22 protein-coding genes and 1 other annotated feature are annotated in these 26,183 nt (G+C 60.9%); of the genes, 13 read left to right on the top strand and 9 right to left on the bottom strand.

Annotated features, from left to right (window positions below; all coding sequences use genetic code 11):
- Positions 1 to 300 precede the first annotated feature (300 nt).
- The gene (locus tag K7H91_RS08870) at positions 301 to 1,938 is read left to right on the top strand and encodes a hypothetical protein (RefSeq protein ID WP_230719856.1); all 1,638 of its coding nucleotides are present in this window, start codon (positions 301 to 303) and stop codon (positions 1,936 to 1,938) included.
- Positions 1,939 to 2,460: 522 nt separating this feature from the next.
- Here the strand turns inward: K7H91_RS08870 and ligD are convergent.
- A complete protein-coding gene (gene ligD / locus K7H91_RS08865) occupies positions 2,461 to 4,950 on the bottom strand; it encodes a DNA ligase D (protein ID WP_230719855.1) in 2,490 nt (829 codons plus the stop codon).
- 1 nt (position 4,951) lies between these two features.
- Positions 4,952 to 5,845 carry a Ku protein gene (locus tag K7H91_RS08860; protein WP_269066101.1) on the bottom strand — a complete coding sequence of 298 codons (894 nt, stop codon included), beginning with the start codon at positions 5,843 to 5,845 and terminating at the stop codon, positions 4,952 to 4,954.
- Between the two features lie 174 nt (positions 5,846 to 6,019).
- Between K7H91_RS08860 and K7H91_RS08855 the strand changes: the two genes are divergently transcribed.
- The 6 genes from K7H91_RS08855 to K7H91_RS08830 all read left to right on the top strand — a co-directional run bounded on the left by K7H91_RS08855 (position 6,020) and on the right by K7H91_RS08830 (position 11,395).
- Positions 6,020 to 6,583, top strand: a complete 564-nt coding sequence (locus K7H91_RS08855; protein WP_230719853.1) for a Panacea domain-containing protein — start codon at positions 6,020 to 6,022, stop codon at positions 6,581 to 6,583.
- On the top strand, positions 6,584 to 6,970 hold the full coding sequence (locus K7H91_RS08850; protein WP_230719852.1) for a hypothetical protein: 387 nt from the start codon (positions 6,584 to 6,586) through the stop codon (positions 6,968 to 6,970). It abuts the gene before it with no gap.
- 79 nt (positions 6,971 to 7,049) lie between these two features.
- Positions 7,050 to 7,105, top strand: a sequence feature (sul1 is cis-regulatory element that is thought to sense ions involved in sulfur or methionine metabolism; They are found in Alphaproteobacteria).
- 65 nt (positions 7,106 to 7,170) lie between these two features.
- A complete protein-coding gene (locus K7H91_RS08845) occupies positions 7,171 to 8,667 on the top strand; it encodes a SulP family inorganic anion transporter (RefSeq protein WP_230719851.1) in 1,497 nt (498 codons plus the stop codon).
- Positions 8,668 to 8,681: 14 nt separating this feature from the next.
- Positions 8,682 to 9,530 carry a universal stress protein gene (locus tag K7H91_RS08840; RefSeq protein WP_230719850.1) on the top strand — a complete coding sequence of 283 codons (849 nt, stop codon included), beginning with the start codon at positions 8,682 to 8,684 and terminating at the stop codon, positions 9,528 to 9,530.
- Positions 9,531 to 9,811: 281 nt separating this feature from the next.
- Positions 9,812 to 10,915 carry a linear amide C-N hydrolase gene (locus tag K7H91_RS08835; protein WP_230719849.1) on the top strand — a complete coding sequence of 368 codons (1,104 nt, stop codon included), beginning with the start codon at positions 9,812 to 9,814 and terminating at the stop codon, positions 10,913 to 10,915.
- A gap of 243 nt (positions 10,916 to 11,158) precedes the next feature.
- Entirely contained in the window at positions 11,159 to 11,395 is a 237-nt protein-coding gene (locus tag K7H91_RS08830; protein WP_419197460.1) for a hypothetical protein, read from the top strand.
- A gap of 129 nt (positions 11,396 to 11,524) precedes the next feature.
- Here K7H91_RS08830 and galE read toward each other — a convergent pair whose 3' ends face one another.
- From galE to K7H91_RS08815, 3 genes are read right to left on the bottom strand one after another with little or no spacing between them, the layout of a single operon-like run.
- Entirely contained in the window at positions 11,525 to 12,517 is a 993-nt protein-coding gene (gene galE / locus K7H91_RS08825) for a UDP-glucose 4-epimerase GalE (RefSeq protein WP_230719848.1), read from the bottom strand.
- Between the two features lie 50 nt (positions 12,518 to 12,567).
- Positions 12,568 to 13,605, bottom strand: coding sequence for a UDP-glucose--hexose-1-phosphate uridylyltransferase (locus K7H91_RS08820; protein ID WP_230719847.1), 1,038 nt, complete (start codon positions 13,603 to 13,605; stop codon positions 12,568 to 12,570).
- An 8-nt stretch (positions 13,606 to 13,613) separates the two neighbouring features.
- A complete protein-coding gene (locus K7H91_RS08815) occupies positions 13,614 to 14,771 on the bottom strand; it encodes a galactokinase (RefSeq protein WP_230719846.1) in 1,158 nt (385 codons plus the stop codon).
- 511 nt (positions 14,772 to 15,282) lie between these two features.
- Here K7H91_RS08815 and K7H91_RS08810 point away from each other — a divergent pair.
- The 4 genes from K7H91_RS08810 to K7H91_RS08795 are packed head-to-tail and all read left to right on the top strand — an operon-like array spanning position 15,283 to position 18,719.
- Complete coding sequence (locus K7H91_RS08810) at positions 15,283 to 16,128, top strand: metal ABC transporter substrate-binding protein (protein ID WP_419197465.1); 846 nt, start codon at positions 15,283 to 15,285, stop codon at positions 16,126 to 16,128.
- Positions 16,125 to 17,009, top strand: coding sequence for a manganese/iron ABC transporter ATP-binding protein (locus K7H91_RS08805; RefSeq protein WP_230719844.1), 885 nt, complete (start codon positions 16,125 to 16,127; stop codon positions 17,007 to 17,009). Before K7H91_RS08810 ends, K7H91_RS08805 begins: the two co-directional genes overlap by 4 nt.
- Complete coding sequence (locus K7H91_RS08800; RefSeq protein WP_230719843.1) at positions 17,002 to 17,865, top strand: metal ABC transporter permease; 864 nt, start codon at positions 17,002 to 17,004, stop codon at positions 17,863 to 17,865. Before K7H91_RS08805 ends, K7H91_RS08800 begins: the two co-directional genes overlap by 8 nt.
- On the top strand, positions 17,862 to 18,719 hold the full coding sequence (locus K7H91_RS08795; RefSeq protein ID WP_230719842.1) for a metal ABC transporter permease: 858 nt from the start codon (positions 17,862 to 17,864) through the stop codon (positions 18,717 to 18,719). Before K7H91_RS08800 ends, K7H91_RS08795 begins: the two co-directional genes overlap by 4 nt.
- On the opposite strand, the gene pyrC is transcribed toward K7H91_RS08795, so the two are convergent.
- Complete coding sequence (gene pyrC / locus K7H91_RS08790) at positions 18,695 to 19,738, bottom strand: dihydroorotase (RefSeq protein ID WP_230719841.1); 1,044 nt, start codon at positions 19,736 to 19,738, stop codon at positions 18,695 to 18,697. The two genes, K7H91_RS08795 and pyrC, sit on opposite strands and share 25 nt — an antisense overlap.
- Positions 19,739 to 19,910: 172 nt before the next feature.
- On the opposite strand from pyrC, the gene K7H91_RS08785 reads away from it, so the two are divergent.
- Both K7H91_RS08785 and K7H91_RS08780 read left to right on the top strand, forming a co-directional pair.
- Positions 19,911 to 20,678 (top strand): LamB/YcsF family protein, encoded by a 768-nt coding sequence (locus tag K7H91_RS08785; RefSeq protein ID WP_230719840.1) that lies wholly within the window; start codon positions 19,911 to 19,913, stop codon positions 20,676 to 20,678.
- A gap of 116 nt (positions 20,679 to 20,794) precedes the next feature.
- Positions 20,795 to 21,976, top strand: a complete 1,182-nt coding sequence (locus K7H91_RS08780; protein ID WP_230719839.1) for an MFS transporter — start codon at positions 20,795 to 20,797, stop codon at positions 21,974 to 21,976.
- A gap of 225 nt (positions 21,977 to 22,201) precedes the next feature.
- Here K7H91_RS08780 and lysS read toward each other — a convergent pair whose 3' ends face one another.
- The 3 genes from lysS to K7H91_RS08765 form a co-directional block, all read right to left on the bottom strand.
- Positions 22,202 to 23,689, bottom strand: a complete 1,488-nt coding sequence (gene lysS, locus K7H91_RS08775) for a lysine--tRNA ligase (RefSeq protein ID WP_230719838.1) — start codon at positions 23,687 to 23,689, stop codon at positions 22,202 to 22,204.
- Position 23,690: 1 nt separating this feature from the next.
- Entirely contained in the window at positions 23,691 to 25,157 is a 1,467-nt protein-coding gene (gltX, locus tag K7H91_RS08770) for a glutamate--tRNA ligase (RefSeq protein WP_230719837.1), read from the bottom strand.
- A 155-nt stretch (positions 25,158 to 25,312) separates the two neighbouring features.
- Complete coding sequence (locus K7H91_RS08765; RefSeq protein WP_230719836.1) at positions 25,313 to 26,092, bottom strand: TerC family protein; 780 nt, start codon at positions 26,090 to 26,092, stop codon at positions 25,313 to 25,315.
- Positions 26,093 to 26,183: the final 91 nt, after the last annotated feature.

The following is a 26,183-nucleotide window of genomic DNA, read 5'->3' as shown; positions in this document are numbered from 1 at the left end:
CGATATTGTTTCCCGTCATGAACTTTTGAATCCGGCTCTTATGAAAATCAACATTATCAAGTAAATAAAAATGGAAATTATTTTTTTTCGGGCTCACAAGGAAATGGATATTATTACAACCCAGGAAATCCTGTAAACGACCTCATCTCCCTATCTTCTACAAGCGAAAACGATTCTTATAACAGTATTTTTGAATTATGGATAACGGACCCCGCAAACGCAGAAGGGCAAAATTTCAGAAACTATTTTGTTAATTATTATGAACTCAGAAATGTAGAACTTATGCAAAAATGTATTAACTTGAAAGCGACACAGACTGGACCACTGCTGTATGGCTATCCGGGTCAAATCGCCAATTCTGGAGGATTTTTCCAGTACACGAGCAATGCAAACAACTACAACCCGACTCCGATGTCGTTCAATGTGACTTTTCCAGATGGCACACCAGCGATCGGCTGTAAAGTTCGCTGGACAGGCAATTCTCCAGCGGGCACTGAGACCTACACGGGCGTCTATCCAATCAATGACGGTTACGTCGACGCACAAGGCTTGGCGAGCGCATGGATCATTCCCGGTGAAGGGAATCCCTTGATCAGCGTAACATCGGAAAGCGATCCTCAGACGACGCTTGCAACATCCCAGCTACACGCATTCAGTTCCAGTCCCCCGCCCCCCGTCTCCTGGACTACAGCCCCCATCTTCGTTTCCTTCTATCTGCCCGACCAGCCGCACATTGATGGCTATCAGGTTACGCTATATCCGGAAGGCAGCGAACAACTCAATATTTCCAATGACTTCATACTTTTCAGCAATTTCGAGTTCGCAAGATCGGCAAGCAGCATTTACCTTTCGCTTCCCGAAAGCATGTTGGCTGAAAACCAATTGGATTTAGTCAAAACGGGACCATACACGAAAGAAAAGGCGTCCTACTCTCCAGACAATGACATGGGACCGCATGTTTCCTTCGATTTTTCACTTGCCAAGGGCTTCCCTGACGAGAGAGATGACATCAAAATCGTCACGAAAAACGAATCCGGCGTCGGTTACACCTATATATATATCAAAACCAACGCACCGGTTATTGATCCCAACGGCGGGAGCAATGTTCACATTGATGACTATGTCCTGTTCGTTGCCGTGCCCATAATAATTCCGTTCAACCAGCAATCGATGAACATCGAGCAATTCTACGGCTCCAGCGGAAGTAGTTGCTTCGACAACCAACCTCTCTATTCAAAGTTTACAAACATATCTTACCATGTAATTGGTGACGACAGTTCCACGTGGCGCAAGCCGACACTGGCCAACGTTGACTTGGGCTATCCCTTCCCCCCAAAAGGCTGGCTGTGCGCTCTGGGAGGGATCGACATATCGCAGGACTATCTTCACTTCAGCACCGGCAACATATCGCAGATTTCCGGCCTTTCGCCGCTTATGCCGTCTGCGGGACGGATTTCCTACGAAAACGGCCAGAGAATGCCATATAGTTCGGCCCAGCAAACTCAACGTTATATGATCAACCCGTCTCCCTTCCTTGCCTTCACGCTGAAGGTAAGCAACCAGGGTCAAACATACTATGCAAAAGGTGCCGATCTTCACGACGCCACAACAACGCCCGAGATCAAACTAAGCCAGTTCCCGAGTTCTGACCGCACAATTTACGTAGCTCTTCCGGCCAATTACAAATACGTGCAGGCAATGGTAAACCCCGGAGGCAAGCTCTGCCCCGGCACCAACATCAGCATGGAGGCTGTGGGGTCGATGGAGATCAATGACAAGCAGTATGATAACGTCTTTAGCGCAACCTATAGACAGGGGGATTTGAACTGTCTGAACGGCGATGACTGGAACTATATTTACCTGGTTCCCTCAGCGTCACCCGTAAACACTGGAAACCTGGGCGGTTATGCGGATGTCATTCAGATTATAAAAATATAACAATCTGACCACGTCGCAAAGACTGTCGCTTCTGCGAGTACATAACGCAATTCGTGGATTGCCGAGCGTGGATAAAGATAATGCGCGGAGACACTGGCTTTTGCTGTCAGTAGCCATCACGCCCCCCGACTTCAGTCGGCTATCTGGCCAAGAGCGACAGGATAGCCGACGCATTAGTTTTATGCCAAGAGTCAATGATTAGAACTCATATGATGCGCGCTGGAATGGCCACCCGAGTAGGAAAATACCGCAGAGCGATGCCGTAGCATCGCGCGAGGATTTTGACGCCCTCGGGGGCCATTCCAGCCGCACCCCTTCGGGGCCGGGCGCTTTTGAAAGCCTGCGTCGTTGAAAATCCTCGCCGTAGCTATGGCTATGACTGCGGCTTTCGCCTAGCCGGCTTTCAAAATCGCTCCGGTCATATGGGTCCTAATCATTGACTCTTGGTATTAGGCATCGCGATAGGTCGATCGTTTCCCAAACCGAAAACAATCTTCGCAGGCCGGACGGTTCCGCTGCGGGTCAAGTCCGCTCCTCCAACCTTCCAATCACCGCCTTCCCCAGCGTCTGCGGCTTCACCGCAAGCGCCGGCTCCCCCCCCTTCAGCCGCCCTTCCATATCGCCGATCGTGAACGTCGCGGCGCTTTTCAGGGCGTCCAGTTCCTCCCAGGTCACGGGGGTTGCCACGGGGGCGTTTGGGCGGGCGCGGAGTGAATAGGGGAAGATGGCGGTGGCGCCGCGTTCGTTGCGGAGCCAGTCGATGAAGATGCGGTTCTTGCGCTTTTCCTTCGACATGGTGGCGATGTAGCGGTCGGGGTCTTTTTCGGCCATCATATGGGCGAAGGTCTTGGCGAAGGCCTTGACCGTGTCCCAGCGCACCGTCCGTTTCAGCGGCACGATGACGTGGATGCCCTTGCCGCCGGTGACCATGGCGGTCGATTCGAGGCCGATGTCGGAAAGCGCTTCGCGCATCTCGAAGGCGGCCTTCTTCGTCTCAGTAAAGCCGAGGCCCTCATCCGGGTCGAGGTCGAAGATCAGCCGATCGGGCGCCTCGATCCTGTCGGCGCGCGCGCCCCAGCCGTGAAACTCGATCGTGCCCATCTGCGCGGCGGCAACGAAGCCCGCCACATCCCTGGCATAGAGATATTCGCCGGTCTCGCCGTCCTTTTCCTCGATATCGATGCGGGCGAGTTCGTCGGGAAAGCCCTTGCCGGCGTGTTTCTGAAAAAAGCTCTCGCCATCAATGCCCGAGGGGCAGCGGAACAGCGAGACCGGGCGGCGGCCGGCGATCTCCAGCATGCGGCTGCCGACAGCCGCGTAATGGCGCGCGACATCGGCCTTGGTGACGCCGGCCTTGCCGAAAAGCTGCCGGTCCGGATGGGTGATTTCGATGCCGGCGACTTTGTCGCCCTTCGCTTTCTCTGCCTGCACCGCGCCTGCCTCCTTGTCCTCTCTCAAGCCCAGAAACGCGCCGTGGCGGACATGGCCATCGGCGGTGAACTCGGCGAAATCGATCTCCGCCGCAAGCTTCGGCGTCACCCAGCGCGCATCGCGGGCAATCGCGCGCGGCACCTCGGCAAAGGGCGCGGTCTTGCGGGCAAGACGCTTCAGCCGGTCGCCGAGATCATCCAGCGTCTTCTCGTCAAACCCGGTGCCGACGCGGCCGCGATAGCAGAACACACCATCATCATCATACTGGCCAATGAGGAGCGAGGCAAAGGATCGGCCCTTCTTGTCGGACGGCGAATAGCCGCCGATCACGAATTCCTGCCGGCGCGAGCATTTTACCTTGCGCCAAGCGCTGGTGCGGGTGTGGCGATAGGGCGCATCCGCCCGCTTGGACATGATCCCCTCGCCGCCGGCCTTGCAGATTTTTGCGAGGATATCGCCGCCATCGCCCGCGACCCAGGTGGAAAGGCGGATCGGGCCCTTTTCGGTATCGAGCGGCGACAGCGCCTCCTCCAGCGCCTGTTTGCGCTCACTCAGCGGCAGGTCGGTCAGCGATCTGCCGTCACGCTCCAGAATATCGAAGACGTAGAAGATCAGCGGTGCGCCATCCTGAAGGGCGGCCTGCAGCGCGGAAAAGGCGGAGCCATCCTTCGGCACGGAGGCCGCCATGATCTCGCCGTCGATCAGCAGGCTCTCGCCCTCGAGCGGCGCGAAAGCGTCGGCCAGATCGCCGTATTTCTCCGTCCAGTCCTTGCCGGAGCGGGTGTAGAACCGCACCTTGCCATTGCTGATGGCGGCGATGCAGCGGTAGCCGTCGAACTTGGTTTCGTGGATCCAGTCCTCTCCCTCGGGCGCTTCATCGTAGAGCGTGGCGAGCTGGGGCTTGCGGAAGGCGGGGAACTTCGCCTTTGCGCGCGGCTTTTTCTTCTGTGGCTGCTGCTTGTCAGTGGGCTTTTTGGTGCGGCGTTTCCACACATCGTGCCCGGCTTCGATCTCGCTGAAGGAGCGGCCGGTGGTGACGCTGTCCTCGAAGTCTTTCGTCAGCCGGTCGGGGTCCTCGCCGGCCTTGTCGTCGCGCTCCTTGATCAAGAGCCAGTTCTCGCGCTTCTCGCCGCGCCGGCCGCGCATCCTCACCAGCGCCCAGCCGCCCTGCATGCGCTCGCCCTTCAGGCGGAAATGCAACTTGCCTTCTTTCAGCCCCTCCTCCGGGTCGTGCAGCGGCTCCCAGCTTCCGGCGTCCCACAGCATCACCGTGCCGCCGCCATATTGCCCCTTGGGAATGGTGCCCTCGAAATCGGCATAGTCCAGCGGATGGTCCTCGGTGCGCACAGCCAGCCGCTTTTCGCCGGGGTCATCGCTCGGGCCCCGGGTGACCGCCCAGCTTAATAACACGCCGTCCCATTCCAGCCGGAAATCGAAATGCAGCCTTCGGGCGTCGTGCTTCTGCACCACGAATTTGAGCGCGCCCGCGCGGCTCTTGCGGGCGCGTCCGCGCTTGGGCTCCTTCGTCTTTTCAAAGTCGCGGCGGGTTTCATATTCGGCAAGCTTGTCGGGAGCGGCCATATCACGATGCCTTCTTGCGGCCTGAGGATTTTGACGTGGTTTTGGTTCCGGAGGATTTCTTCGCCGCCGTACCGCGCTTGGCGGACGAGGACGGCTTGCCGGATTTTGCGCCGTCCAGGCTCTTCTTCAGCGCGCTCATCAGGTCCACCACATTGTCGCTGGTGCCGGAGGCGCGGTCCTTCTCGTCGGCGCTGGCGCGCGGGGTCTTGCGGTTCTTCTGCTTGGCCTTCAACAGCTCCGTCAGCGCCTCGCGATAGTGGTCGTGATAGTTCTCCGCCTTGAACGGCGCGCTCTTGCGCTCGATCAGCGAGGTGGCGACATCAAGCAATTCGTCGTCGCTCGCCTCGTCCTCGATCGAGGAGAACAGCGGATCGGCATTGCGGATCTCGTCGGCGTAATGCAGCGTCTCCAGCAGCAAGCCATCGCCGCAGGGGCGCACGGCGGCGAGATATTCCTTGCCGCGCATGGTGAGCTGGCCAAGCGCGGTCTTCTCCGAGCGCCTCAGCGCATCGCGGATCACCCGGTAGGCATCCTCGGCCAGATCATCGGCGGGCACGATATAATAGGGTTTGTCGTAATAGATCGGCGGGATTTCGCAGGAGCCGACAAACTGCACCAGCTCGAAGGTCTTCTTGGTCTCCAGCTTGATCGCGTCGATCTCTTCCGGGTCGATCAGGATATACTCGTCATTCTGCTCGTAACCCTTGACGATCTCGTCGGCATCGACCGGACCAACCCCCTCGACCACCTTTTCATAGCGCACCCTTTTGCCCGTCGGCCGGTGAATCTGGCGAAAGGATATATTGGACGCCCGGCTGGTGGCCGAATGAAGTTCCACGGCAATCGACACCAGCGACAACCGCATCTGCCCTTTCCAAATCGCTCTCGAGGCCATGTTCCACGCTCCGGATACAAATACTCTCTACGCGATTGCAACGGGGAGGCAGGGCCTTTGGTTCCAGCGATCTGCTGATTGAAAAATCGGAGACTTATGCTATCTAGATTGCGCATTGGTTTTAGTGCCAAGAGATTGGCGCAAGATCGCGATCATTGCTTGAGAGGCGATATAATGCGCACGAAAGCCCCCATCATTGAACTTAAGGCCAACCGACCCAAAATCCTTGAGTCCGTTGTCTACCTCGTCTGCGAAGCCGACCGACTGTCGAAAAGCGCTTCCCAATATGACATCGTCAAATCTGTGTTCCTTGCGGACAGGCGCCATCTCAACGAGTACGGCCGGCCTATAACGTTTGACAAGTATGTGGCCATGGAGCACGGCCCGGTTCCCTCTCATGTCTACGATTTGCTGAAGAAGGATCCCGCCGCCGAGGACCTTCCCTGGTCAAGGGAGCAAGTGGGGACCAAGGTGTGGAATTACTTCTCTGCCAAGCGCGAAGCAGACCCGGACATCCTGTCACAAAGCGACTTTGAAGCGCTTGAGGAGGCTTTCATCACAGTGAAGTCTCTGGGATTCAGTCAGATCAGAAAGCTCACGCACGAGGACCCGGCTTACATTGATGCCTGGGAGGATGATGGAAACCAGAAGGCATTCGATATGAGCTATATGATGCTCTTTGATGTGCCGGATATCGAAAAGGCAATGGAAGTGAAATTCATTGCGGAAAACGCATAATTGATGAAAGCGGGCGATGTAGTGAAAATCTACGCGCCTGTCGCCGGGTATAATAAATACCACTTTTGCGTTTGCATTCCCGAAAGCGAGACGGCGGGGAAATTTCTTTATCTCAACTCCGATCCTGACTACCGCGATACGCTCTCTGTCGATTGTAACCGCATTCCATTTTTGCCTCCGTCGAGAACGGGGAAAACAGCGATCAGCTTCACCAGCGTCGCGCGATACAACACTGAGAGACTAGAATTGTTTCAAGCGGAAGTTCTTGGTGAAATGCCGGATGATATCATCCATGAGATGTTCACGTTTGCTCAATCCGTCAGGTCGCTAACACGTTCAGATAAGCAGCTTGTTATTGAAGTGTTGGAAGCGCTGCTGTCGAAGTAACCGTACTTTTTTCCGCCACATTTTGCCCGACCCAACCTTGCCCCCGGCCCGGCTCCCCGCTATTGAAACCGCATTGAACCCCGGACCCGGTGAAAATCCGGGTGGCTCTTCCGGCCGCCGATCCGCCGGACAACCATTGAAACCTGTTTCCTCCCAAGGCCGGGCGCTGCCCGCCGCAAACAGATTTTCAGGGACCATACATGTCATTTTCACTTTCCACGTACCGCCGCGAGTGGTTCGGCACGCCGCGTGCCGATATTCTCTCCGGCCTCGTCGTGGCGATGGCGCTTATTCCGGAAGCCATCGCCTTTTCCATCATCGCCGGCGTCGATCCCAAGGTCGGCCTGTTCGCCTCGTTCTCCATTTCGGTGATCATCGCCTTCGTCGGCGGTCGTCCGGGCATGATCTCGGCGGCAACGGCAGCCACCGCCGTGTTGATGACGCCGCTGGTCGCCGGCCACGGACTGGAATATCTGCTGGCCGCGACCGTGCTGGCCGGCGTCATTCAGGTGATCTTCGGGGTGCTGAAACTCGGCGCGCTGATGCGCTTTGTCTCGCGCTCGGTGATGACCGGCTTCGTCAACGCGCTGGCGATCCTGATCTTCATGGCGCAGTTGCCGGAGCTGATCGACGTCACGCCGATGACCTATGTTCTGGTGGCAGGCGCGCTGGCGATCATCTATCTCCTGCCGCGCTTCACCAAGGCCGTCCCATCGCCGCTGGTCGCGATCGTGCTGATCACCATCGTCGCCGTGGCCTTCGGCCTCGATGTCCGCAATGTCGGCGATATGGGCGAGTTGCCGGAAAGCTTCCCGTTCTTCCATCTGCCGATGGTGCCGCTGACGCTTGAAACGCTGCTGATCATCCTGCCCTATTCGCTCGCCGTCGCCGTGGTCGGCCTGCTTGAAAGCCTGATGACCGCGCAGTTGATCGACGACCTGACCGACACGCGCTCCAACCGCAACCAGGAATGCGCCGGCCAGGGTATCGCCAATTTCTGCACCGGCTTCATCGGCGGCATGGCCGGCTGTGCCATGATCGGCCAGTCGATGATCAACATCAAATCCGGCGGTCGCGGCCGGCTTTCCACCTTCGTTGCCGGCGTGGTGCTGCTGATCCTGGTGGTCGTGCTCGACCAGTGGGTGCGCCAGATCCCGATGCCGGCGCTGGTCGCCGTCATGATCATGGTCTCGATCGGCACTTTCTCGTGGTCGTCGATCAAGAACCTCAAGGATCATCCGCGTTCCTCCTCAATCGTCATGGTCGCGGTGGTCGCGGTGGTGGTCGCCACCCATAACCTCGCCATCGGCGTGCTTGTCGGCGTGCTGCTCTCCGGCATCTTCTTTGCCTGGAAGATCGCGCAGTTCTTCGGCGTGCGTTCGGAGCTTTCCGAGGACGGCAAGACCCGCACCTATCATGTCGAGGGACAGTTGTTCTTCGCCTCGGTGGAGGATTTCAACGCCGCCTTCGATTTCCGCGAAGTGCTTGAGAAAGTGGTCATCGACCTCACCCGCGCCCATATCTGGGATATTTCAAGTGTTGCGGCGCTGGACATGGTTGTGATGAAATTCCGCCGCGAGGGCGCGGATGTGGAGGTTATCGGCCTCAACGAGGCGAGCGCCACCATCGTCGACCGTCTTGCCGTTCACGACAAGCCGGACGCGCTCGAAGAATACATGAAGCAACAGAGCCACTAGAGGAGGATATGGAAATGGAAAAGCTGACAGCTTTCATCGATGCCTCGAATTATGCCGAAAGCGTGTGCGACCATGCCGCATGGATTGCCGGGCAACTGGGCATCTCCGTCGAGCTGGTGCATGTGCTGGAGCGCAGTGGCCAGGCGCATACCAACCTCTCCGGCTCCATCGGCCTTGGCGCGCGTTCGGCGCTGCTGGAGGAGCTTGCCGAGGCGGATGCGCAGAACGCCAAGCTTGCGCAACAGCGCGGCCGGCTGCTGCTGGAAGCCGCCGTCGAGCGGCTTTCGGTGGAAGGCGTCACCGCCGTCACCACCAAGATGCGCAATGGCGATTTCGTCGAGGCAATCGAGGACGTCGGCGCGGATTCGCGGCTGATCGTGATCGGCAAGCGCGGCGAAGGCGCGGACTTCGCCTCCGGCCACCTCGGCTCCAACCTGGAGCGGGCGGTACGCACCGCCAGGCGTCCGGTCTTCGTTGCCGCCCGCGCGTTCAAACCGATCCACAAGGTGCTGATCGCCTATGATGGCGGCGCGAGCGCCGACAAGGCGGTGGAGCGGGTAACCTCAAGCCCGATCCTGGAAAAGACCAACGTGACGCTGCTTGCGGTCTGCAAGGAGAGCGACGCACTGGCGCAAAAGGCGGCGGACGCCGTCAAGCGGCTCGAGGCCGCCAATGTCGCCGCCCGGCTCGTCATCCGGCCCGGCCACCCCGAAACGGTGATCGAGGAAGTCGCGGCGGAGGAAAAGACCGATCTTCTGGTGATGGGCGCTTATGGCCATTCACGCATCCGCACGCTGGTGATCGGCTCGACCACGACGGCGGTGCTGCGCGCCTGCAAGATCCCGGTTCTGCTGGTGCGATAAAATCAGCGCGCGTGTGGCAGTGGCCATGCGCGCGTTCAAAGGCGTCAGACTTTTTTTGGTGCCTCCAGCGACCAGCCGCGCCGTCATCCAGCCCTCAGGCGATTGTTTATATTGCATAATTCCTTGAGAATTGCGCCAGCGGTCCGCTGCTCTCCGTTAACGTGTGCAGACGCGCAAACCCGTATCTGCTAGCCCGGCTACATCGGCCATTGCGCGCCAGAACGCCTGTGAAACCGAACCCGGAGACACACAGGGCCGACACCGAAACACCGGAGAAGACCATGTTCAGAACGAAAATTTCGAAGTGCATCCGATTTACGGCGGGCGCTCTGGCATCCACAATGCTGCTTGCCTCAACGGCCGACGCCTGCACCGGCATCACGCTGACGGCCAAGGACGGCTCGGTCGTGCGCGCGCGGACGATGGAATTCGGCGTCGACCTTCAGTCCAACGTGATCGTCTCGCCGCGCAATTTCGAACGCGTCGGCGAAACCCCGGATGGCAAGCCGGGTCTGACCTGGACCTCAAAATACGCAAGTGTGGGCACCAACGGCGTCGACATGCCGGTGATCATCGACGGCCTCAACGAAAAGGGCCTTTCGATCGGGATATTCTATTTCAGCCAGTCGGCCGGCTACCAGCCCTATACCGCCGATGCGCAGAACAGCACGCTGGCCCCCTGGCAGCTCGGCTCCTACATTCTCGACAATTTCGCGACGGTCGAGGAGGCCAAGGCAGCGCTTTCCGATATCACGGTCGCGCCGGTCACCTTCGCGCATTTCGGCATCGTGCTGCCGCTGCACTATGTCATCACCGACGCCGCCGGCAACACCATCGTCGTTGAATATGTCGACGGCAAGTTGAACATCCATGACAACGAAGTTGGCGTGATCACCAACAACCCGCCCTTCGACTGGCACATGACCAATCTGAAGAACTACGTCAATCTGAGCTATGACAACGTTCCGCCCAAGCAGTTCGGCAACGTCAAGATCACCGGCTTCGGAGAAGGCACGGGCATGCTGGGCGTGCCGGGCGACTTCACCTCACCCTCGCGTTTCGTGCGCGCGGCGCTGTTCCAGACCGGCGTGGACCAGGGCGCGACCAGTGAAGACGATGTCTTCCAGGCGTTCCATATCCTGAACAATTTCGATATTCCGAAGGGTGCGATCCGCGAAACCGATGCCGATGGCCAGGTGCATCAGGATTACACGCAGTGGACGACGGCCAACGACCTGGAGAAGCAGCGCTTCTATCTCCGCACCTACGACAACAGCAGCATCCGCTTTGTCGACCTGAAGGCGCAGGACCTCGACGCCGCCGACATCAAGACGATCGAGATGGAAGGCTACGAGACCGCAACCGAACTAGGCACAGACAAGTAGGCCTCAAGACGCCCGACAAACAAAAACCCTCCGAAGCGATGCCTCGGAGGGGCCGGACTGCTGACAAAGCTCGCCCCACTCTCCTCCATCATGCTCGGGCTTGTTGTGCGGCCTTGATCCATACCTGACAGATGTTCGGAGACATGCCTGACACGTCCCGGATAGCAATCCGGGAGGTTTGGATGGGGTGGGAGACGAGGTCTGTGGTGGATCAACGGTTGGAGTTTTGCCGGCTTTGTGCGCTTGAGGGCGCGCAGCTTTCCCGCCACTGCTCCGGAGCCTGTTTACGATCCGGGCAAGATCGTCAGGCGCGTCAGCAGCACAAAGACCTATGTCGCATTCAACGGCAAGGCATGGCGTGTGCCGAAGGCCTTTCAGGGCGAGGCACTCGCCATCAGACCCTTGGAGACCGACGGCCAATACCGCATGTTCTTCGCAGCAAACCAGGTTGCTCTCATCGACCTCAGAAATGGCAAATGACTGTCAGCCATGTCTCCGAACATCTGTCAGCCATGTCTCCGGGCTTTACAACAGGACCGAGAATGACGCCTGACAGGGTGGAGGCGCCCGCGAACCGTGCGCGAGATCGCTACCGAGCCTTCCTCGCTCCTACAGCTTCACCCGGCCCTTCACCAGTTGATCCTCCCACGCCAGCGCGTGTTTCACGATCGTGTCGAGATCGTCATATTGCGGCTCCCAGCCGAGGATTTCGCGCACCCGCGCGCTGTCGGCGACCAGCGCCGGCGGGTCGCCGGGGCGGCGGTCGGACATGTCCACGCGGAAGTCGACGCCGGAGACCCGCTTGATCGCGTCGACCACCTGCAGCACCGAGAAGCCGTGGCCATAGCCGCAATTGGCGACGAAGTTCTCGCCGCCGTTCAGCAGATGCATCAGCGCCTTGACATGGGCGTCGATCAGGTCGGTGACGTGGATGTAATCGCGCAGGCAGGTGCCGTCCGGCGTCGGGTAGTCCGTGCCGAACACCTCCATGCGGTTGCGCCGGCCGGTCGCGGCCTGGGCGGCGATCTCGATCAGATGGGTGGCGTGTTCGCGGGTCTCGCCGGTGCGACCTGCGGGATCGGCGCCGGCGACGTTGAAATAGCGCAGCGCCGCATATTTGAGGCCGTAGGCTGCGGCGCTGTCGCGCAGCATCACCTCGGTCATCAGCTTCGACCAGCCATAGGGCGAAACCGGCTGCAGGTTCTGCTCCTCGTCCAGAAGGTCCGCGCCCGGCTCGCCGTAAACGGCGGCGGTCGAGGAAAACAGAAACGCCTCGACCTTGGCGGCGACCGCGGTTTCGATCAGCGCGCGCGACTTGACGGTGTTGTTTTCGTAATAGGTCAGCGGGTCGGCGACCGAATCCGAAACCACGATCGAGCCGGCGAAATGGGCGATCGCATTGATGCCCTCATCGGCGATCAGCCGGCTGACCAGTTTGGCGTCGGCGATATCGCCCTTGACCAGCTTTGCCGCCTCCGGCACCAGTTCGCCGTGGCCGGTGGACAGATCGTCCAGCACCACCACCTTTTCGCCGCGATCGACCAGCGCATAGGCCATGTGGGATCCGACATAACCGGCGCCGCCGGTAACGAGAATGGTCATTTTGTTCTCCCTTGCCCGCCGATGCTCCGGCAGGTTTCTTCATGCGTGGCTCAGCCAGCGAGATAATGGGTATCGGACAGGCCGCGCAAGCGGTCGGCCGCCTGTTCCGGGGTCAGGTCGCGCTGCGGCGTGCCAAGCAATTCGAAGCCGACCATGAATTTCTTCACCGTCGCCGAACGCAGCAGCGGCGGATAGAAATGGGCGTGCATCACCCATTCGTCATGGGCTTCGCCATCGGTCGGGCGCTGGTGAAAGCCCATCGAATAGGGAAACGAGGTGGCGAACAGATTGTCGTAGCGGATCGTGACCTTGGACAGCGCCTCGGCAAGCTGCACCCGCTCGTCGGCCTCCATCTCCTCCATCGAGCGGATATGGCGCTTCGGCAGCACCATGGTCTCGAACGGCCAGACCGCCCAATAGGGCACCAGCACGACGAAGCCGTCATTTTCAAACAGGATGCGCTCACCGAGCCCGCGTTCCTGATCGAGATAGGCCATCAACAGCGGCGTGCCGTGCTGATCGTAGTAGGCGTGCTGGGTTTCGGTCTCTTTCGCGGCGGCGTTCGGCAGGTTGCGGCTTGCCCAGATCTGGCCGTGCGGGTGGGGGTTGGAACAGCCCATCATCGCGCCCCGGTTCTCGAAAATCTGGACATAGCCGATATCCGGCCGCGCGCCGAGTTCAAGATATTGCTCGACCCAGGCATCGACCACCCTTGCGATATCATCGACCGCCATACGGGCAAGCGTCAGGTCGTGGCGGGGCGAAAAGCAGATCACACGGCAGATGCCGCTCTCGCCCTCCGCCATCAACAGCCCGTCGCGGAAGCTCTCGGCGGGCGCATCTTCTGTCAGCGCGGCGAAATCGTTGTCGAACACGTAGGTGTGCGTGTAGTCGGGGTTTTTCGCGCCGTTGATGCGGGTATTGCCGGCACAGAGATAGCAATCCGGATCATGGGCCGGCATGTCCGGCACCTCCGCGTCCTCCACCTGCCCCTGCCAGGGGCGCTTGGAGCGATGTGGCGATACCAGCACCCATTCGCCGGCAAGCGGATTGTAGCGACGGTGCGGATGATCGGTGAATGTGTTCATGTCTTCGCTCAATCCGTAAGGGGCCCGACGCCATTTTTCGGCGCACAGGCAAAGATTTCCGATATGTGCCCGGTGGCATCCTGATAGGCGGCGCGGACATTGGCGATGAAGCTCTCCACCGCGCCGCTTTCCACCAGCGCCACCACCGAGCCGCCGAAACCGCCGCCGGTCATGCGCGCGCCAAAGACGCCCTTTTGCGCCTGGGCGATATCGACGAGGCTATCGACCTCCGCGCAGGAGATTTCGTAATCGTCGCGCATGGAGACATGCGAGGCATTCATCAGCCGTCCGAACGTGTCGAGATCGGCATTCTGCAAGGCTTCGGCCGCCTGCAGCACGCGCTCGTTCTCGGTGACGATATGGCGGCAGCGGCGATAGGTGAGGTCCGGCAGGAAATCGCGGTTCTCCTCGAGGTCCTCGAAGCTGACGTCCCTCAGCGCCCGGATTTCGCCCAGCGCCGGTCGGAGCAGCCTTACCCCCTCCTCGCAGGACTGGCGGCGCTTGTTGTACTCGCCATCGGCCAGCGCGTGGTGAACCATGGAATTGGCGACCACGATCCGCGCCCTCTGATCGATCGGAACGGGCCGGCTTGCAAGCGAGCGGCAATCGATCATCAGCGCGTGATCGACCACGCCATTGCAGGAGATGAACTGATCCATGATGCCGCAGCGCATGCCGACGAATTCGTTTTCCGCCTTCTGGCACAGCTTCGCAAGCTCGACCGTGTCGACCTCACGACCCGCAAGCGAAAGCAGGGCGTAGCCGACCACCACTTCGAGCGCCGCCGAGGACGAGAGCCCCGCGCCGACCGGCACCGTGGAAGAAACCAGGATATCGGCGCCGGAGAGCCTGTTTCCCGCCGCTTCCAGCATGACCGCAACGCCGAAGGCATAATCGGTCCAGTCGCCGCGCGGTTCGGGTTTCGCGCCGTCGAGATCGACTTCTGCGGTCTTGCCGTTGTTGAGGGAGTGAATGCGGATCACCCGGTCGGGCCGGGCGGCCGCCGCGGCCTGCGCCTCAAATTCAAGCGCCGCCGGCATCACGAAGCCGTCATTGTAATCGGTATGCTCGCCAATCAGATTGACCCGCCCCGGCGCGCGGAAAAACTGCGGCTCGCCGTCGAAATGTTCAAGAAACCGTGCACGCAGCAAGTCGACCGCAGGCATTCCAAATCCTCCCAATTCATGCCGCGTGCATTTGGGGTAGAAAACCCGGCCGCGTCAAGATGCGGTGCAATCGCGGAAAGCCGCGCCGTTTGCAGCGATCTGCAGGCAACGCGCCGACGGCCGTGTTCTGGCGGCTGGGCACACTTGGCACAGCCGAGTGAATCAATTTGCTCGCAAACGTCTCCCACATTCCGGGTCATCCTCGGGCTTGACCCGAGGATCCAGACCGCCCGGCGCGGGATCGCTGTAAATATTTGCAAATTCAGAGGCTTAAGCCGCCTGGATGCTCGGATCAAGTCCGAGCATGACCCAAGCACGAGGTGCGGATGACACATGATGGTCAATGCTGGTGCTTTGTCAGCAGTCTGGTGAATGAATCTTTTTGCGAATGATTCGCAATAGCGTTTGACAGGCATGCCGAACATTGCCATATTAGTTGCAAATAATTCTTAACTGCATTAAAGGGAAAAAGATGAGCCTTGCCAGAACCGTAGCCGTGGCGGCGATCGCCATGATCGGAACCTCCGCGCTTGCCGCCGACAAGCCGAAAGTGGTCACCACCTTCACCGTGATCGCCGACATGGCGGAAAACGTCGCGGGCGAGCATGCCGAGGTGGTTTCGATCACCAAGCCGGGCGCTGAAATCCACGGCTATGCCCCGACCCCGCGCGACATATTGAATGCCCGCGATGGCGACATCATCCTTTCCAACGGGCTCAACCTCGAGCGCTGGTTCGAGAAGTTCCTGCAGAATCTGGGCGATGTGCCCAATGTCGTGGTCTCCGAGGGCATCGAGCCCATCGATATTGCCGGCGGCGAATATGACGGCAAGCCCAACCCCCATGCCTGGATGTCGCCCGACAGCGCCGAAATCTATGTTATGAATATCCGTGATGCGCTGATCGAGATCGACCCTGACAATGCCGAGGCCTATACGGAAAACGCCCGCGCCTATGCCGATGAAATCGCCGCCCGGCTTCAGCCGATGCGCGCCATGCTGGCCGACGTGCCGGCGGAAAAACGCTGGCTGGTGACGAGCGAAGGCGCGTTTTCCTATCTTGCCCGCGACCTTGATCTGAAGGAACTCTATCTCTGGCCGGTCAACGCCGACCAGCAGGGCACGCCGCAGCAGATCCGGCACGTGATCGACACCATGAAGGAGAACGATATCCACGTGATCTTTTCCGAAAGCACGGTTTCCGACAAACCCGCCCGCCAGATCGCCCGCGAGACCGGGGCGGACTATGGCGGCGTGCTCTATGTCGACAGCCTGAGCGAGCCGGACGGCCCGGTGCCCACCTATCTCGACCTCTTGTCGGTCACCACCGAAACCGTGGCGAAAGGCCTCACCGAATGACAAAAGCAGAGCCCGGCCTCGCGGTGCAGGGGGCAACCGTCACCTACCGCAATGGCCACACGGCGCTTGCCAATGCCAGTTTCGAGATCCCGCGCGGCACGATCACGGCGCTGGTCGGCGTCAACGGCGCGGGTAAATCGACGCTGTTCAAGGCGATCATGGGCTTCGTGCCGCTCGCCCGCGGCACGGTCGAAATTCTCGGCCAGCCGGCGCGCGCGGCGCTGAAACAGAACCTCGTTGCCTATGTTCCACAGGCCGAGGAAGTCGACTGGAACTTTCCGGTGCTGGTCGAAGACGTGGTGATGATGGGGCGCTACGGCCATATGGGCTTCATGCGCCGCCCCTCCCGCGCCGACCACGAGATGGTCGCCGCCGCCCTCGAACGGGTCAATATGACCGCCTTTTCCAAACGCCAGATCGGCGAGCTTTCCGGCGGCCAGCGCAAGCGCGTGTTTCTGGCCCGCGCGCTGGCCCAGGAAGGGCAGGTCATCCTGCTCGACGAACCCTTCACCGGCGTCGACGTGAAGACCGAGGAGCAGATCATCGCCCTTCTCGGCGAACTGCGCGACGAGGGCCGGATCATGCTGGTCTCGACCCACAATCTCGGCTCGGTGCCCGAATTCTGCGACCGGGCGGTGTTCGTCAAGGGCACGGTGCTGGCCTATGGCCCGACGGAAACCACCTTCACCCAGGCCAATCTGGAAAAGGCCTTCGGCGGCGTGCTGCGCCATTTCGTGCTTGAAGGCCCTGCCCTGCACGACGACGAGGACACCCGGCGGCTGAAGGTAATCACCGATGACGAGCGGCCATTCGTGATCTACGGCGAACGCGGCACGGATACCACGCCGACGGCAAGCCGGGGAAGAGGCGGCGATGCTTGACCGGCTGATCGAACCGCTTGCCTATGGCTACATGGTGAACGCGATCTGGGTCAGCGCGCTGGTGGGCTGCGTCTGCGGCTTTCTCTCCGCCTATCTGATGCTGAAGGGCTGGTCGCTGATCGGCGACGCGCTCTCCCATTCGATCGTGCCGGGCGTCGCCGGCGCATATATGCTTGGCCTGCCGTTCTCGCTCGGCGCCTTTGCCGCCGGCGGCCTTGCCGCGGGCGCGATGCTGTTCTTCAACAACAAGACCAGGCTGAAGGAAGACGCGATCATCGGCCTGATCTTCACCGGCTTTTTCGGTCTCGGCCTGTTCATGGTCTCGATCTCGCCGGTTCCGATCGACATCCAGACCATCATCATGGGCAATGTGCTGGCGATCACGCGTTCCGACACCATCCAGCTCGCCATAATTGGCGGCGTGACGCTGGTCGTGCTGGCAATCAAATGGAAGGACCTGATGGTGGTGTTCTTCGATGAGAACCATGCTCATTCGATCGGCATCAACCCGAATGCGATGAAGGTGCTGTTCTTCACGCTGCTCGCAGCCTCCACCGTGGCTGCGCTGCAGACGGTCGGCGCGTTTCTGGTGATCGCGCTGGTGGTCACACCGGGCGCGACCGCCTATCTTCTGACCGACCGCTTCCCGCGCCTGATCGCGCTTGCCGCCCTGATCGGCGCGGTCACCTCGGCGCTCGGCGCCTATATCTCCTATTTCCTAGACGGCGCCACCGGCGGCGTGATCATCGTCATGCAGACGGCGCTGTTCCTGATCGCCTTCGCGTTTGCGCCCAAACACGGGCTGCTTGCGGCCAAACGCCGGGCACGCCTCGCGCTTCAGGAGTCCAGGCCATGAGCGATTTCTGGATGATGGCCACATTTCCCTTCCAGCTCGATTTCATGCTGAAGGCGTTCGCGATCACGCTCATGGTTTCCGTGCCGATGGCGCTGCTCTCCTGCCTTCTGGTGCTGAAGGGCTGGTCGCTGATGGGCGATGCGGTTTCCCATGCGGTGCTGCCAGGCGTGGTGCTGGCCTATATGATCGGCCTGCCGCTCGGCCTCGGCGCCTTCGTCGCCGGCATGGTGTGCGCGCTTTCCACCGGTTTCCTTGCGGAAAACAGCCGGGTGAAGGAGGATACGGTGCTCGGCATCGTGTTCTCCGGCATGTTCGGGCTCGGCCTCGTGCTTTACGTGAAGGTCCATTCCGCCGTCCATCTCGACCACATCCTGTTCGGCGACATGCTGGGGATCAACGGACGCGACCTGATCGAGGCCGGGCTGATCGCGCTTGCGGCAACCGCGTTTCTGGTGCTGAAGCGCAAGGATCTGCTGGTCCATGCCTTCGACGAGCAGCATGCCCGCGCCATCGGCCTACCCACGAAGATGCTGCATTACGGCCTGCTGATCGTGTTGTCGCTGACGGTGGTTGCAGCGCTGAAGGCGGTCGGCATCATCCTGTCGGTCGCGCTGCTGGTCGCGCCGGGGGCGATCGCGTTCCTGTGGACGCGGCAATTTTCGACAATGCTGCTGGTGGCGCTTGCCGTGGCGACGGGCTCGACGCTTGTCGGCATCTATGCCAGCTTCTACATCGACAGCGCCCCTGCCCCCACCATCGTGCTGGTGATGACGCTCGCCTTCATCGTGAGTTTTCTGCGGACCATGCTGGTGGCCGGACGCCGCGCGCGTCAGGCGGTCTCCACATCCCAGTAGAGCGGGAATTTCGGATCGAAGACGGTGACCGGGCCAGCCCCGGTCTCCCGCTTTTCCGGGTATTTCACGGGCTCGTCGCGCTTCATCAACGTGATCGTCTCCTCGTTTGGCTTCAGCCTATACCAGGCCGGACCGTTGAGCGAGGCGAAGGCTTCGAGCTTGTCGAGCGCGTCCTCGTTTTCGAACACATGAGCGAGGCAGCTCATCGTGTTGAGCGCGGTGTAGATGCCGGCGCAGCCGCAGCCACATTCCTTGGCCGGATCGACATGGGGGGCGGAATCCGTGCCGAGGAAGAAGCGTTTGTCGCCCGAGGTCGCGGCCGCCACCAGCGCCTTCCTGTGCTCCTCGCGCTTGGCGACAGGGAGGCAGTAGTAATGCGGGTGGATGCCGCCGACCAGAATATCATTGCGGTTGATGATCAGATGATGGGTGGTCAGCGAGCCGGCGAGGTTCTTGCGCGCGTCCTTGATGTAATCGACCCCGTCCCTGGTCGTGACGTGCTCCATGGTGATCTTCAGCTCAGGCAACCGCCACCTGATCTTGTCCAGCACGGTTTCGATGAACACGGCCTCGCGATCGAAAATGTCGACATCCTTGTCGGTGACCTCGCCATGGACACAGAGATTGAGACCGATCTCGGCCATCTTTTCCAGCACCGGCATGGCGTTGTCGATATTGCGCACGCCGCTGGCGGAATTGGTGGTGGCGCCCGCCGGATAAAGCTTGACCGCCTTGATCAGGCCCTCGCTGAAGGCCGCTGCGACATCGGCGGGCTCGGTGGTCTCGGTCAGGTACAGCGTCATCAGCGGGGTGAAGGACATGCCGGCCGGAACGGCTTCGCGGATGCGGTTTCGATAGGCTTCTGCGTCAAGGGCCGTCACGACAGGTGGCACAAGGTTGGGCATGATGATCGCGCGGGCGAAATGGCGCGCGGTATCGCCGATCACGCCCTCCATCATCGCGCCGTCGCGCAAATGCAGGTGCCAGTCATCGGGGCGGCGGATCGTCAGGCTGTTCATCGCATATCTCCAGGGCGCTCTCGTTGAGGGCATAATGCCTCCGCGCAAAAATTGGAAGCCTCGGCCGGCCACCAGCCCTTGCCGCGAAATTCGGGCGGTTTGACGGTAGGCCGTTGTCTCACCGCGATGAGCGGCCTAAATAGTTCACATCAACCGGCCGGGAGATAACCACATGACAGCACCACGCATCGACATCAACTGCGACATGGGCGAGAGCTTTGGCGCATGGGACAAGGGTGACGATGCCGAGATGCTGAAGATCGTTTCCTCGGCCAATGTCGCCTGCGGCTTCCATGCCGGCGATCCCGATACGATGGCAAAAACCTTCGTGCTGGCGCGCGACCGCAACGTCGCCGTCGGCGCCCATCCGGGCTTTGCCGATCTCATGGGCTTCGGACGCAGGCGCATCCCCTATTCCGCGACCGAGATCGAGCGGCTGGTCGCCTATCAGATTGGCGCGGCGCAGGCGATGGCGCAATATGTCGGCCATCCGATCACCCATGTGAAGGCCCATGGCGCGCTCGGCAATCTCGCGCAAGAGGACGGCGAGGTCGCCCGCGCCGTCTGCAACGCCATCAAGGCCGTCGATCCCGCGCTGATCTGTCTGGCGATCGCCCATGGCGAACAACACCAGATCGCCACGGAAATGGGGCTGACGGTGGTATCTGAAATTTTCGCCGACCGCGCTTATGGCGATGACGGCCTGCTGGTGCCGCGCAGCCTTCAGGGCGCGGTGATCCACGACCCGGCAGAAGCCGCGCGCCGCGTCGGCGAGATGGTGCGCGAAGGCGCGATCATTACTCTTTCCGGCAAACGCATTCCCACCGCGATCGATTCCATCTGCGTGCATGGCGATACCGCCGACGCGGTTCCGATCGCGGCTTCCGTGCGGGCGGGCCTTGAAAAACAGGGCTATGCCATCGCCAATTTCATTCACTGATGGCCACGCTCCTATCTAAAACGCGAAAACCAGTTCCGATTTTCGCGCTTATGCGCTAGGCACGAACCGGCCATTCCGCTTGTCCAGAGCGGCGCATAACGAGGCCGGAGATGCCCATGACCGACAGCACCGCTTTCCGCAACATCAATATCCTGACCATGGCCCAGGCCGTCGGTGGCGCAGCGCCGCCGATCGTGATCTCGCTCGGCGGCATTATCGGCACGGTGCTGGCGCCTGATCCTTCGCTGGCGACCTTTCCGGTCAGCCTCTACAATGTGGGCGTGGCCATCGGCACGCTGCCGGCGGCATGGATCATGCGCCGTTTCGGCCGGCGCGAGGGCTATATCTTCGGCGCCATGATCGGCATCTGCGGCGGGCTTCTTGCCGCAACCGCCATCACCGCCGGCCTGTTTGTGCTGTTCTGCCTGGCGATCATGACCGTCGGGCTTTACGGCTCCTATATCCAGAGCTTCCGTTTCGCCGCCGCCGACACCGCCGAGGGCGACATGAAGGCCAAGGCGATCTCGCGGGTCATGATCGGCGGGCTGGCCGCCGCCATCATCGGCCCGCAGGTGGCGATCTGGACGGTCGATGCCGTGCCCGGCCACCCCTATGTCGCAAGCTTCATCGGGCTGTCCGTGCTGGCGCTCATCACCCTGCTGCTGGTTTCGCGGCTGAAGATACCGCGCCCCGTGGCAGTCACCATTTCCGGCGGACGGCCGCTGTCCGAGATCGCCCGCTCGCCCCGTTTCATCATGGCGGCCGCCACCGGCGTCGTTTCATACGCACTCATGGCCTTCATCATGACGGCGACGCCGCTCGCCATGGTCGCATGCGGCCATTCCGTCGGCCAGGCGACGCTCGGCATTCAGTGGCATGTGCTGGCGATGTTCGGGCCGAGCTTCGTCACCGGCCGGCTGATTGCCCGCTTCGGCAAGGAAACGATCGCCGCCACGGGGCTGGCGCTGATTGCCGGCTGCTCGGTGATCGCGCTTTCCGGGCTCGGGCTCACGCATTTCTGGCTGGCGCTGATCCTGCTCGGCGTCGGCTGGAATTTCGGCTTTATCGGCGCGACCGCGATGATCACCGATTGCCACACGCCGGAAGAGCGCGGCAAGGTGCAGGGCCTCAACGATTTCCTCGTCTTCGGCTCCACCGCCACCGCCTCCTTCCTCGCCGGCGCGCTGGTGCATATCGACAATGGCTGGAGCATGATGAACTGGCTGGTGTTTCCGGCCGTGGGGCTCGTGCTGGTGCCGCTGATGTTCAGCCGCAGGCTTTTCGCGCGGGCGGGCTGAAGCCGCGACTTCAGAGCCTGTAATTCCCGTAAACCTCTCCCACAGGGGTCATCCTCGGGCTTGACCCGAGCATCCATACTGAGCAGGCAAGCGAATTCTGACGTTTTTTTGTCGCCGAGTGGGCCCGCCTGGATCCTCGGGTCAAGCCCGAGGATGACACTCGTGGGTGTGGCAAGGACTCTCAACCATCAAAGCTGCCGACCGTAGCCGGCGGCGTCAGGCGTTTCAATCCTTGTGACGCCGGGCCGGGAACAGGATGACATCGCGGATCGAGGGGCCGTTGGTCAGGAGCATGATCAGGCGGTCGATGCCGATGCCCAGCCCACCGGCGGGCGGCATGCCGTGGTCCATGGCGTTGAGGAAATCCTCGTCCAGACGCTTCTCAGTCTCGCCGCGGGCGTGAGACTGCTCAAGCTGCTCCACCATGCGGCGGCGCTGCTCGACCGGGTCGTTGAGCTCGGAAAACGCATTGCCGAGTTCCCAGCCGTTGACATAGGTCTCGAAACGCTCGACGAGGCGCGGCTCGCCGGGCACTTCCTTGGCGAAGGGGGAGATGTCCTTCGGGAAATGGGTCACATGGGCGGGTTGGATCAGCGTGTCCTCGACCTTTTCCTCGAAGATGAAGGCGAGGCATTCGCCCCAGGTCCAGTCGTCCTCAATCTCGAAGCCGGCGGCCTTGGCGGCGGCGCGCGCCTCTTCGTCGGTCGCGATCGCGCGGAAATCGATGCCGGTGGCCTCCTTGACCGCATCGGGCATCGGCACGCGCTTGAACGGCCCCTTGAAGTCGAGTTCGATGTCGCCGAAGGGCAGCTTGGTCTGGCCGTGCAGCTTGAGCGCCAGCGTCTCGAACATGCGTTCCACGAGGCCCATCATGTCCTCGTAGTCGGCATAGGCCCAGTAGCACTCCATCATCGTGAATTCGGGATTGTGCCGGGTGGAGACGCCTTCGTTGCGGAAGTTGCGGTTGACCTCGAACACCTTGTCGGTCAGCCCCGAGACCAGAATGCGCTTCAGGTAAAGCTCCGGCGCGATCCGGAGATACATGTCCATGTCGAGCGCATTGTGATGCGTCTTGAACGGATCGGCCGTCGCGCCGCCATAGATCGACTGCAGCATCGGGGTCTCGACTTCCATGAAGCCCTCATCCTCGAGGAAGCGGCGGACGCCGGAGAGCACCTTGGAGCGCTGGATGAAGCGGAGCTTGGAATCCTCGTTGCTCATGATGTCGAGATAGCGCTGGCGATAGCGCGTCTCGATATCGGCGAGCCCGTGATACTTTTCGGGCATCGGCTTCAGCGCCTTGGTGAGGATGGTGAGTTCCTGGGCGTTGATCGTCAGCTCGCCGCGCTTGGTGCGGCGCACGACGCCGGTAACGCCGACGATATCGGCGAGATCGACCAGCGACCACAGTTCGCGCACGTCTTCCGGCGTCGTGTCCTTGTGCGAGAATATCTGGATCTTGCCGGAGGCATCGCGCAGATCGACGAACATGCCGGAATTGCGCATCGAATAGACGCGGCCGGCGACGGTGACGACATCCTCGGTGGTGACGTCATCGGGCAGGTCGGCATATTTTTCGGCCAGTTCCGCATTGGTCATCGTGCGGTGGAAATGCGCCGGATAGACGTCGCCGACCTTTTCGCGCAGGATTTCAAGCTTCTGGGCGCGGACTTCCGTTGCGTCGGAGGAGAGTTCTTCGGTCTTCTTGTTCATCTTACTTCTTTGCCTCTTCTACGACCATGCCGGCGACGACGCCCTCGGCCGTCTTCAGCCGCTGGCGCACGACCGCGCGGCCGAGAATGGCCATACTGTCGAACAGCGGCAGCGAGCGCGACGAGCCGGACATGGCGACGAACAGCGGCGCGACGACCGTGCGCAGCTTTTTGTCCATGTCCTCGGCAAGCTGGCGCAGCGCGTCTTCAACCGTCGTGGCGTTCCACTCGACCAGCTTTTCCAGCACCGGCTGGACGGCCTTGAGGATTTCCAGGATCTCTTCCGGATTGGTCTTCTTGATTTTCGCGAAGGCTTCGGCCTGCGGCACCATGTCCGACTGCAGCAGGAAGCCCATCAGCGCCGGCAATTCGCCGAGCTTGGTGATCCGGCTCTGGGAGAGCTTCAACCCTTCCTTGAGCCGCGCGTTCTCGGACGCCCAGGCGGCGACGCGGAGGATGAAATCCTCTTCCGACAGCGTCTCGCGCAGGAACCGGCCATTCAGCCATTCGAGCTTCTGGGTGTCGAACACCGCGCCCGACTTGTTGAGATTGTCGGCATCGAACTTTTCGATCAGCGTCGACATGTCCATCAGTTCTTCGCCCTCGGCGATCTGGATGAAGAACAGGCCGAGGAAGTTCATCAGCGCTTCCGGCAGATAGCCGAGCGCGGAGTAGTAGGAGATCGAGGTCGGGTTCTTGCGCTTCGACAGTTTCGACTTGTCGGGATTGCGCATCAGCGGCAGGTGGAAGAACTGCGGCGGCTCCAGACCCAGATAGGTGTAGAGCAGGATGTGCTTCGGCACCGAGGCGAGCCACTCCTCGCCGCGCGCCACATGGGTGATCTTCATCATGTGGTCGTCGACGACGTTGGCCATATGATAGGTCGGCATGCCGTCGGCCTTCAGCAACACCTGCATGTCGACCGCGTCCCACGGGATTTCGACATCGCCATAGACGCCGTCAGTAAACTTGCACGCGCCTTCCGTCGGGATCTTCATGCGCACGACATTGGGCTCGCCGGCCTCGATGCGGGCTTTCACCTCTTCGGCCTTCAGATGCATGCAGAGCCCGTCATATTTCGGCGCCTTGCCCTCGGCGCGCTGGCCGGCGCGCATGCGCTCCAGCCGCTCGGGCGTGCAGAAGCAGTGGAAGGCATGGCCATCAGCGACCAGACGGTCGACGTAAGGCTTGTAGAGATCCTTGCGGTCGGACTGGCGATAGGGGCCGTAAGGGCCGCCGACATCCGGGCCCTCGTCCCATTCCAGCCCGCACCATTTCAGCGCGTCGAGCACGTTCTTCTCGAATTCGGGCGTCGAGCGCGTGGCGTCGGTATCCTCGATGCGCAGAATGAAGGTGCCGCCCATCTTCTTGGCATAGAGATAATTGAACAGCGCTGTATAGGCGGTGCCGACATGCGGCTCGCCGGTCGGAGAAGGTGCGATGCGCAGACGCGGGCCGGTTGTGCTCATTGTTTTTGTCCGTAGCGCCGGCCTGGCCGGCGGCTTCCTGAGAAAATGCTGAATAGGCTGGGCCACGGCAGGTCCCTGGGGACGGCGGCCCGTTCAGGCCAGCCTTAGGCCATATTCAACCCTTTCCGTCAAGCCACCGGCCCTGAAGCGCAGGTTCAGTGCATCGTCGGCGCGCCGGGCGCGGCATCATCGCGAGCGGTTCTGTCCCTTATCCGCTTGCGCCGCGCCAGCATGTTGAGCACCTCGACAAGGCCCGAAAACGCCATGGCTGCGTAGATATAGCCCTTGGGCACATGGAAACCGGCGCCATCGGCTATCAGCGTCATGCCGATCATCAGGAGGAAGGCGAGCGCCAGCATCACGATGGTCGGATTGGCCTCGATGAAGCGGGCGAGCGGGCCGGCTGCGATCAGCATCAGCGTAACGGCGACGACGACGGCGATGATCATGATCGGCAGATGGTCGGTCATGCCGACGGCGGTGATGATGCTGTCGACGGAAAACACCAGATCGAGCAGCAGGATCTGGAAAATCGCGGCGACAAAGCCGGTCTTCACCGCGCCGCCGACGATCGCGCCGGCATGCTCCTCCGGATCGACATTGTGATGAATTTCCTTGGTTGCCTTCCAGACCAGGAACAGACCGCCGGCAATCAGGATGATATCCTTCCACGAAAACCCGTGCCCGAATGCGGTGAACACCGGCGTGGTCAACTGCACGATCCAGGCAACCGCGCCGAGCAGGACGAGCCGAAGCACAAGCGCCAGCCCGAGACCGATACGCCTTGCGAATTGTCGCCTTTCCGCCGGCAATTTGTTGGTCAGGATCGAGATGAACACGAGATTGTCGATCCCGAGCACCACCTCCATCACGATCAGGGTCACCAGCGCGGCCCACGCCTCGGGCTGGGCGGCCAACAGAAGAATGTCGTTCAAGTCAGTCTCCTTCAAAACCCGGTATGCGGTTGTTGCGATCGGCCTCCCGTAACCGGGAGGGAAGCGTCAGCGTTTTATAACGCGATCGCTT

It is taken from the genome of Martelella mediterranea (assembly GCF_021021415.1).
In the GTDB taxonomy this organism is placed as follows: domain Bacteria; phylum Pseudomonadota; class Alphaproteobacteria; order Rhizobiales; family Rhizobiaceae; genus Martelella; species Martelella mediterranea_C.
This window is presented reverse-complemented; position numbering and strand designations above follow the sequence as displayed.

Bases quoted from the DNA above. Each gene is read 5' to 3' on its own strand.
- ligD (WP_230719855.1), bottom strand. From the start codon at position 4,950: ATGGCCGCTCCCGACAAGCTTGCCGAATATGAAACCCGCCGCGACTTT.
- K7H91_RS08860 (WP_269066101.1), bottom strand. From the start codon at position 5,845: ATGGCCTCGAGAGCGATTTGGAAAGGGCAGATGCGGTTGTCGCTGGTG.
- K7H91_RS08855 (WP_230719853.1), top strand. From the start codon at position 6,020: ATGCGCACGAAAGCCCCCATCATTGAACTTAAGGCCAACCGACCCAAA.
- K7H91_RS08845 (WP_230719851.1), top strand. From the start codon at position 7,171: ATGTCATTTTCACTTTCCACGTACCGCCGCGAGTGGTTCGGCACGCCG.
- K7H91_RS08840 (WP_230719850.1), top strand. From the start codon at position 8,682: ATGGAAAAGCTGACAGCTTTCATCGATGCCTCGAATTATGCCGAAAGC.
- K7H91_RS08835 (WP_230719849.1), top strand. From the start codon at position 9,812: ATGTTCAGAACGAAAATTTCGAAGTGCATCCGATTTACGGCGGGCGCT.
- galE (WP_230719848.1), bottom strand. From the start codon at position 12,517: ATGACCATTCTCGTTACCGGCGGCGCCGGTTATGTCGGATCCCACATG.
- K7H91_RS08820 (WP_230719847.1), bottom strand. From the start codon at position 13,605: ATGAACACATTCACCGATCATCCGCACCGTCGCTACAATCCGCTTGCC.
- K7H91_RS08815 (WP_230719846.1), bottom strand. From the start codon at position 14,771: ATGCCTGCGGTCGACTTGCTGCGTGCACGGTTTCTTGAACATTTCGAC.
- K7H91_RS08810 (WP_419197465.1), top strand. From the start codon at position 15,283: ATGATCGGAACCTCCGCGCTTGCCGCCGACAAGCCGAAAGTGGTCACC.
- K7H91_RS08805 (WP_230719844.1), top strand. From the start codon at position 16,125: ATGACAAAAGCAGAGCCCGGCCTCGCGGTGCAGGGGGCAACCGTCACC.
- K7H91_RS08800 (WP_230719843.1), top strand. From the start codon at position 17,002: ATGCTTGACCGGCTGATCGAACCGCTTGCCTATGGCTACATGGTGAAC.
- K7H91_RS08795 (WP_230719842.1), top strand. From the start codon at position 17,862: ATGAGCGATTTCTGGATGATGGCCACATTTCCCTTCCAGCTCGATTTC.
- pyrC (WP_230719841.1), bottom strand. From the start codon at position 19,738: ATGAACAGCCTGACGATCCGCCGCCCCGATGACTGGCACCTGCATTTG.
- K7H91_RS08785 (WP_230719840.1), top strand. From the start codon at position 19,911: ATGACAGCACCACGCATCGACATCAACTGCGACATGGGCGAGAGCTTT.
- K7H91_RS08780 (WP_230719839.1), top strand. From the start codon at position 20,795: ATGACCGACAGCACCGCTTTCCGCAACATCAATATCCTGACCATGGCC.
- lysS (WP_230719838.1), bottom strand. From the start codon at position 23,689: ATGAACAAGAAGACCGAAGAACTCTCCTCCGACGCAACGGAAGTCCGC.
- gltX (WP_230719837.1), bottom strand. From the start codon at position 25,157: ATGAGCACAACCGGCCCGCGTCTGCGCATCGCACCTTCTCCGACCGGC.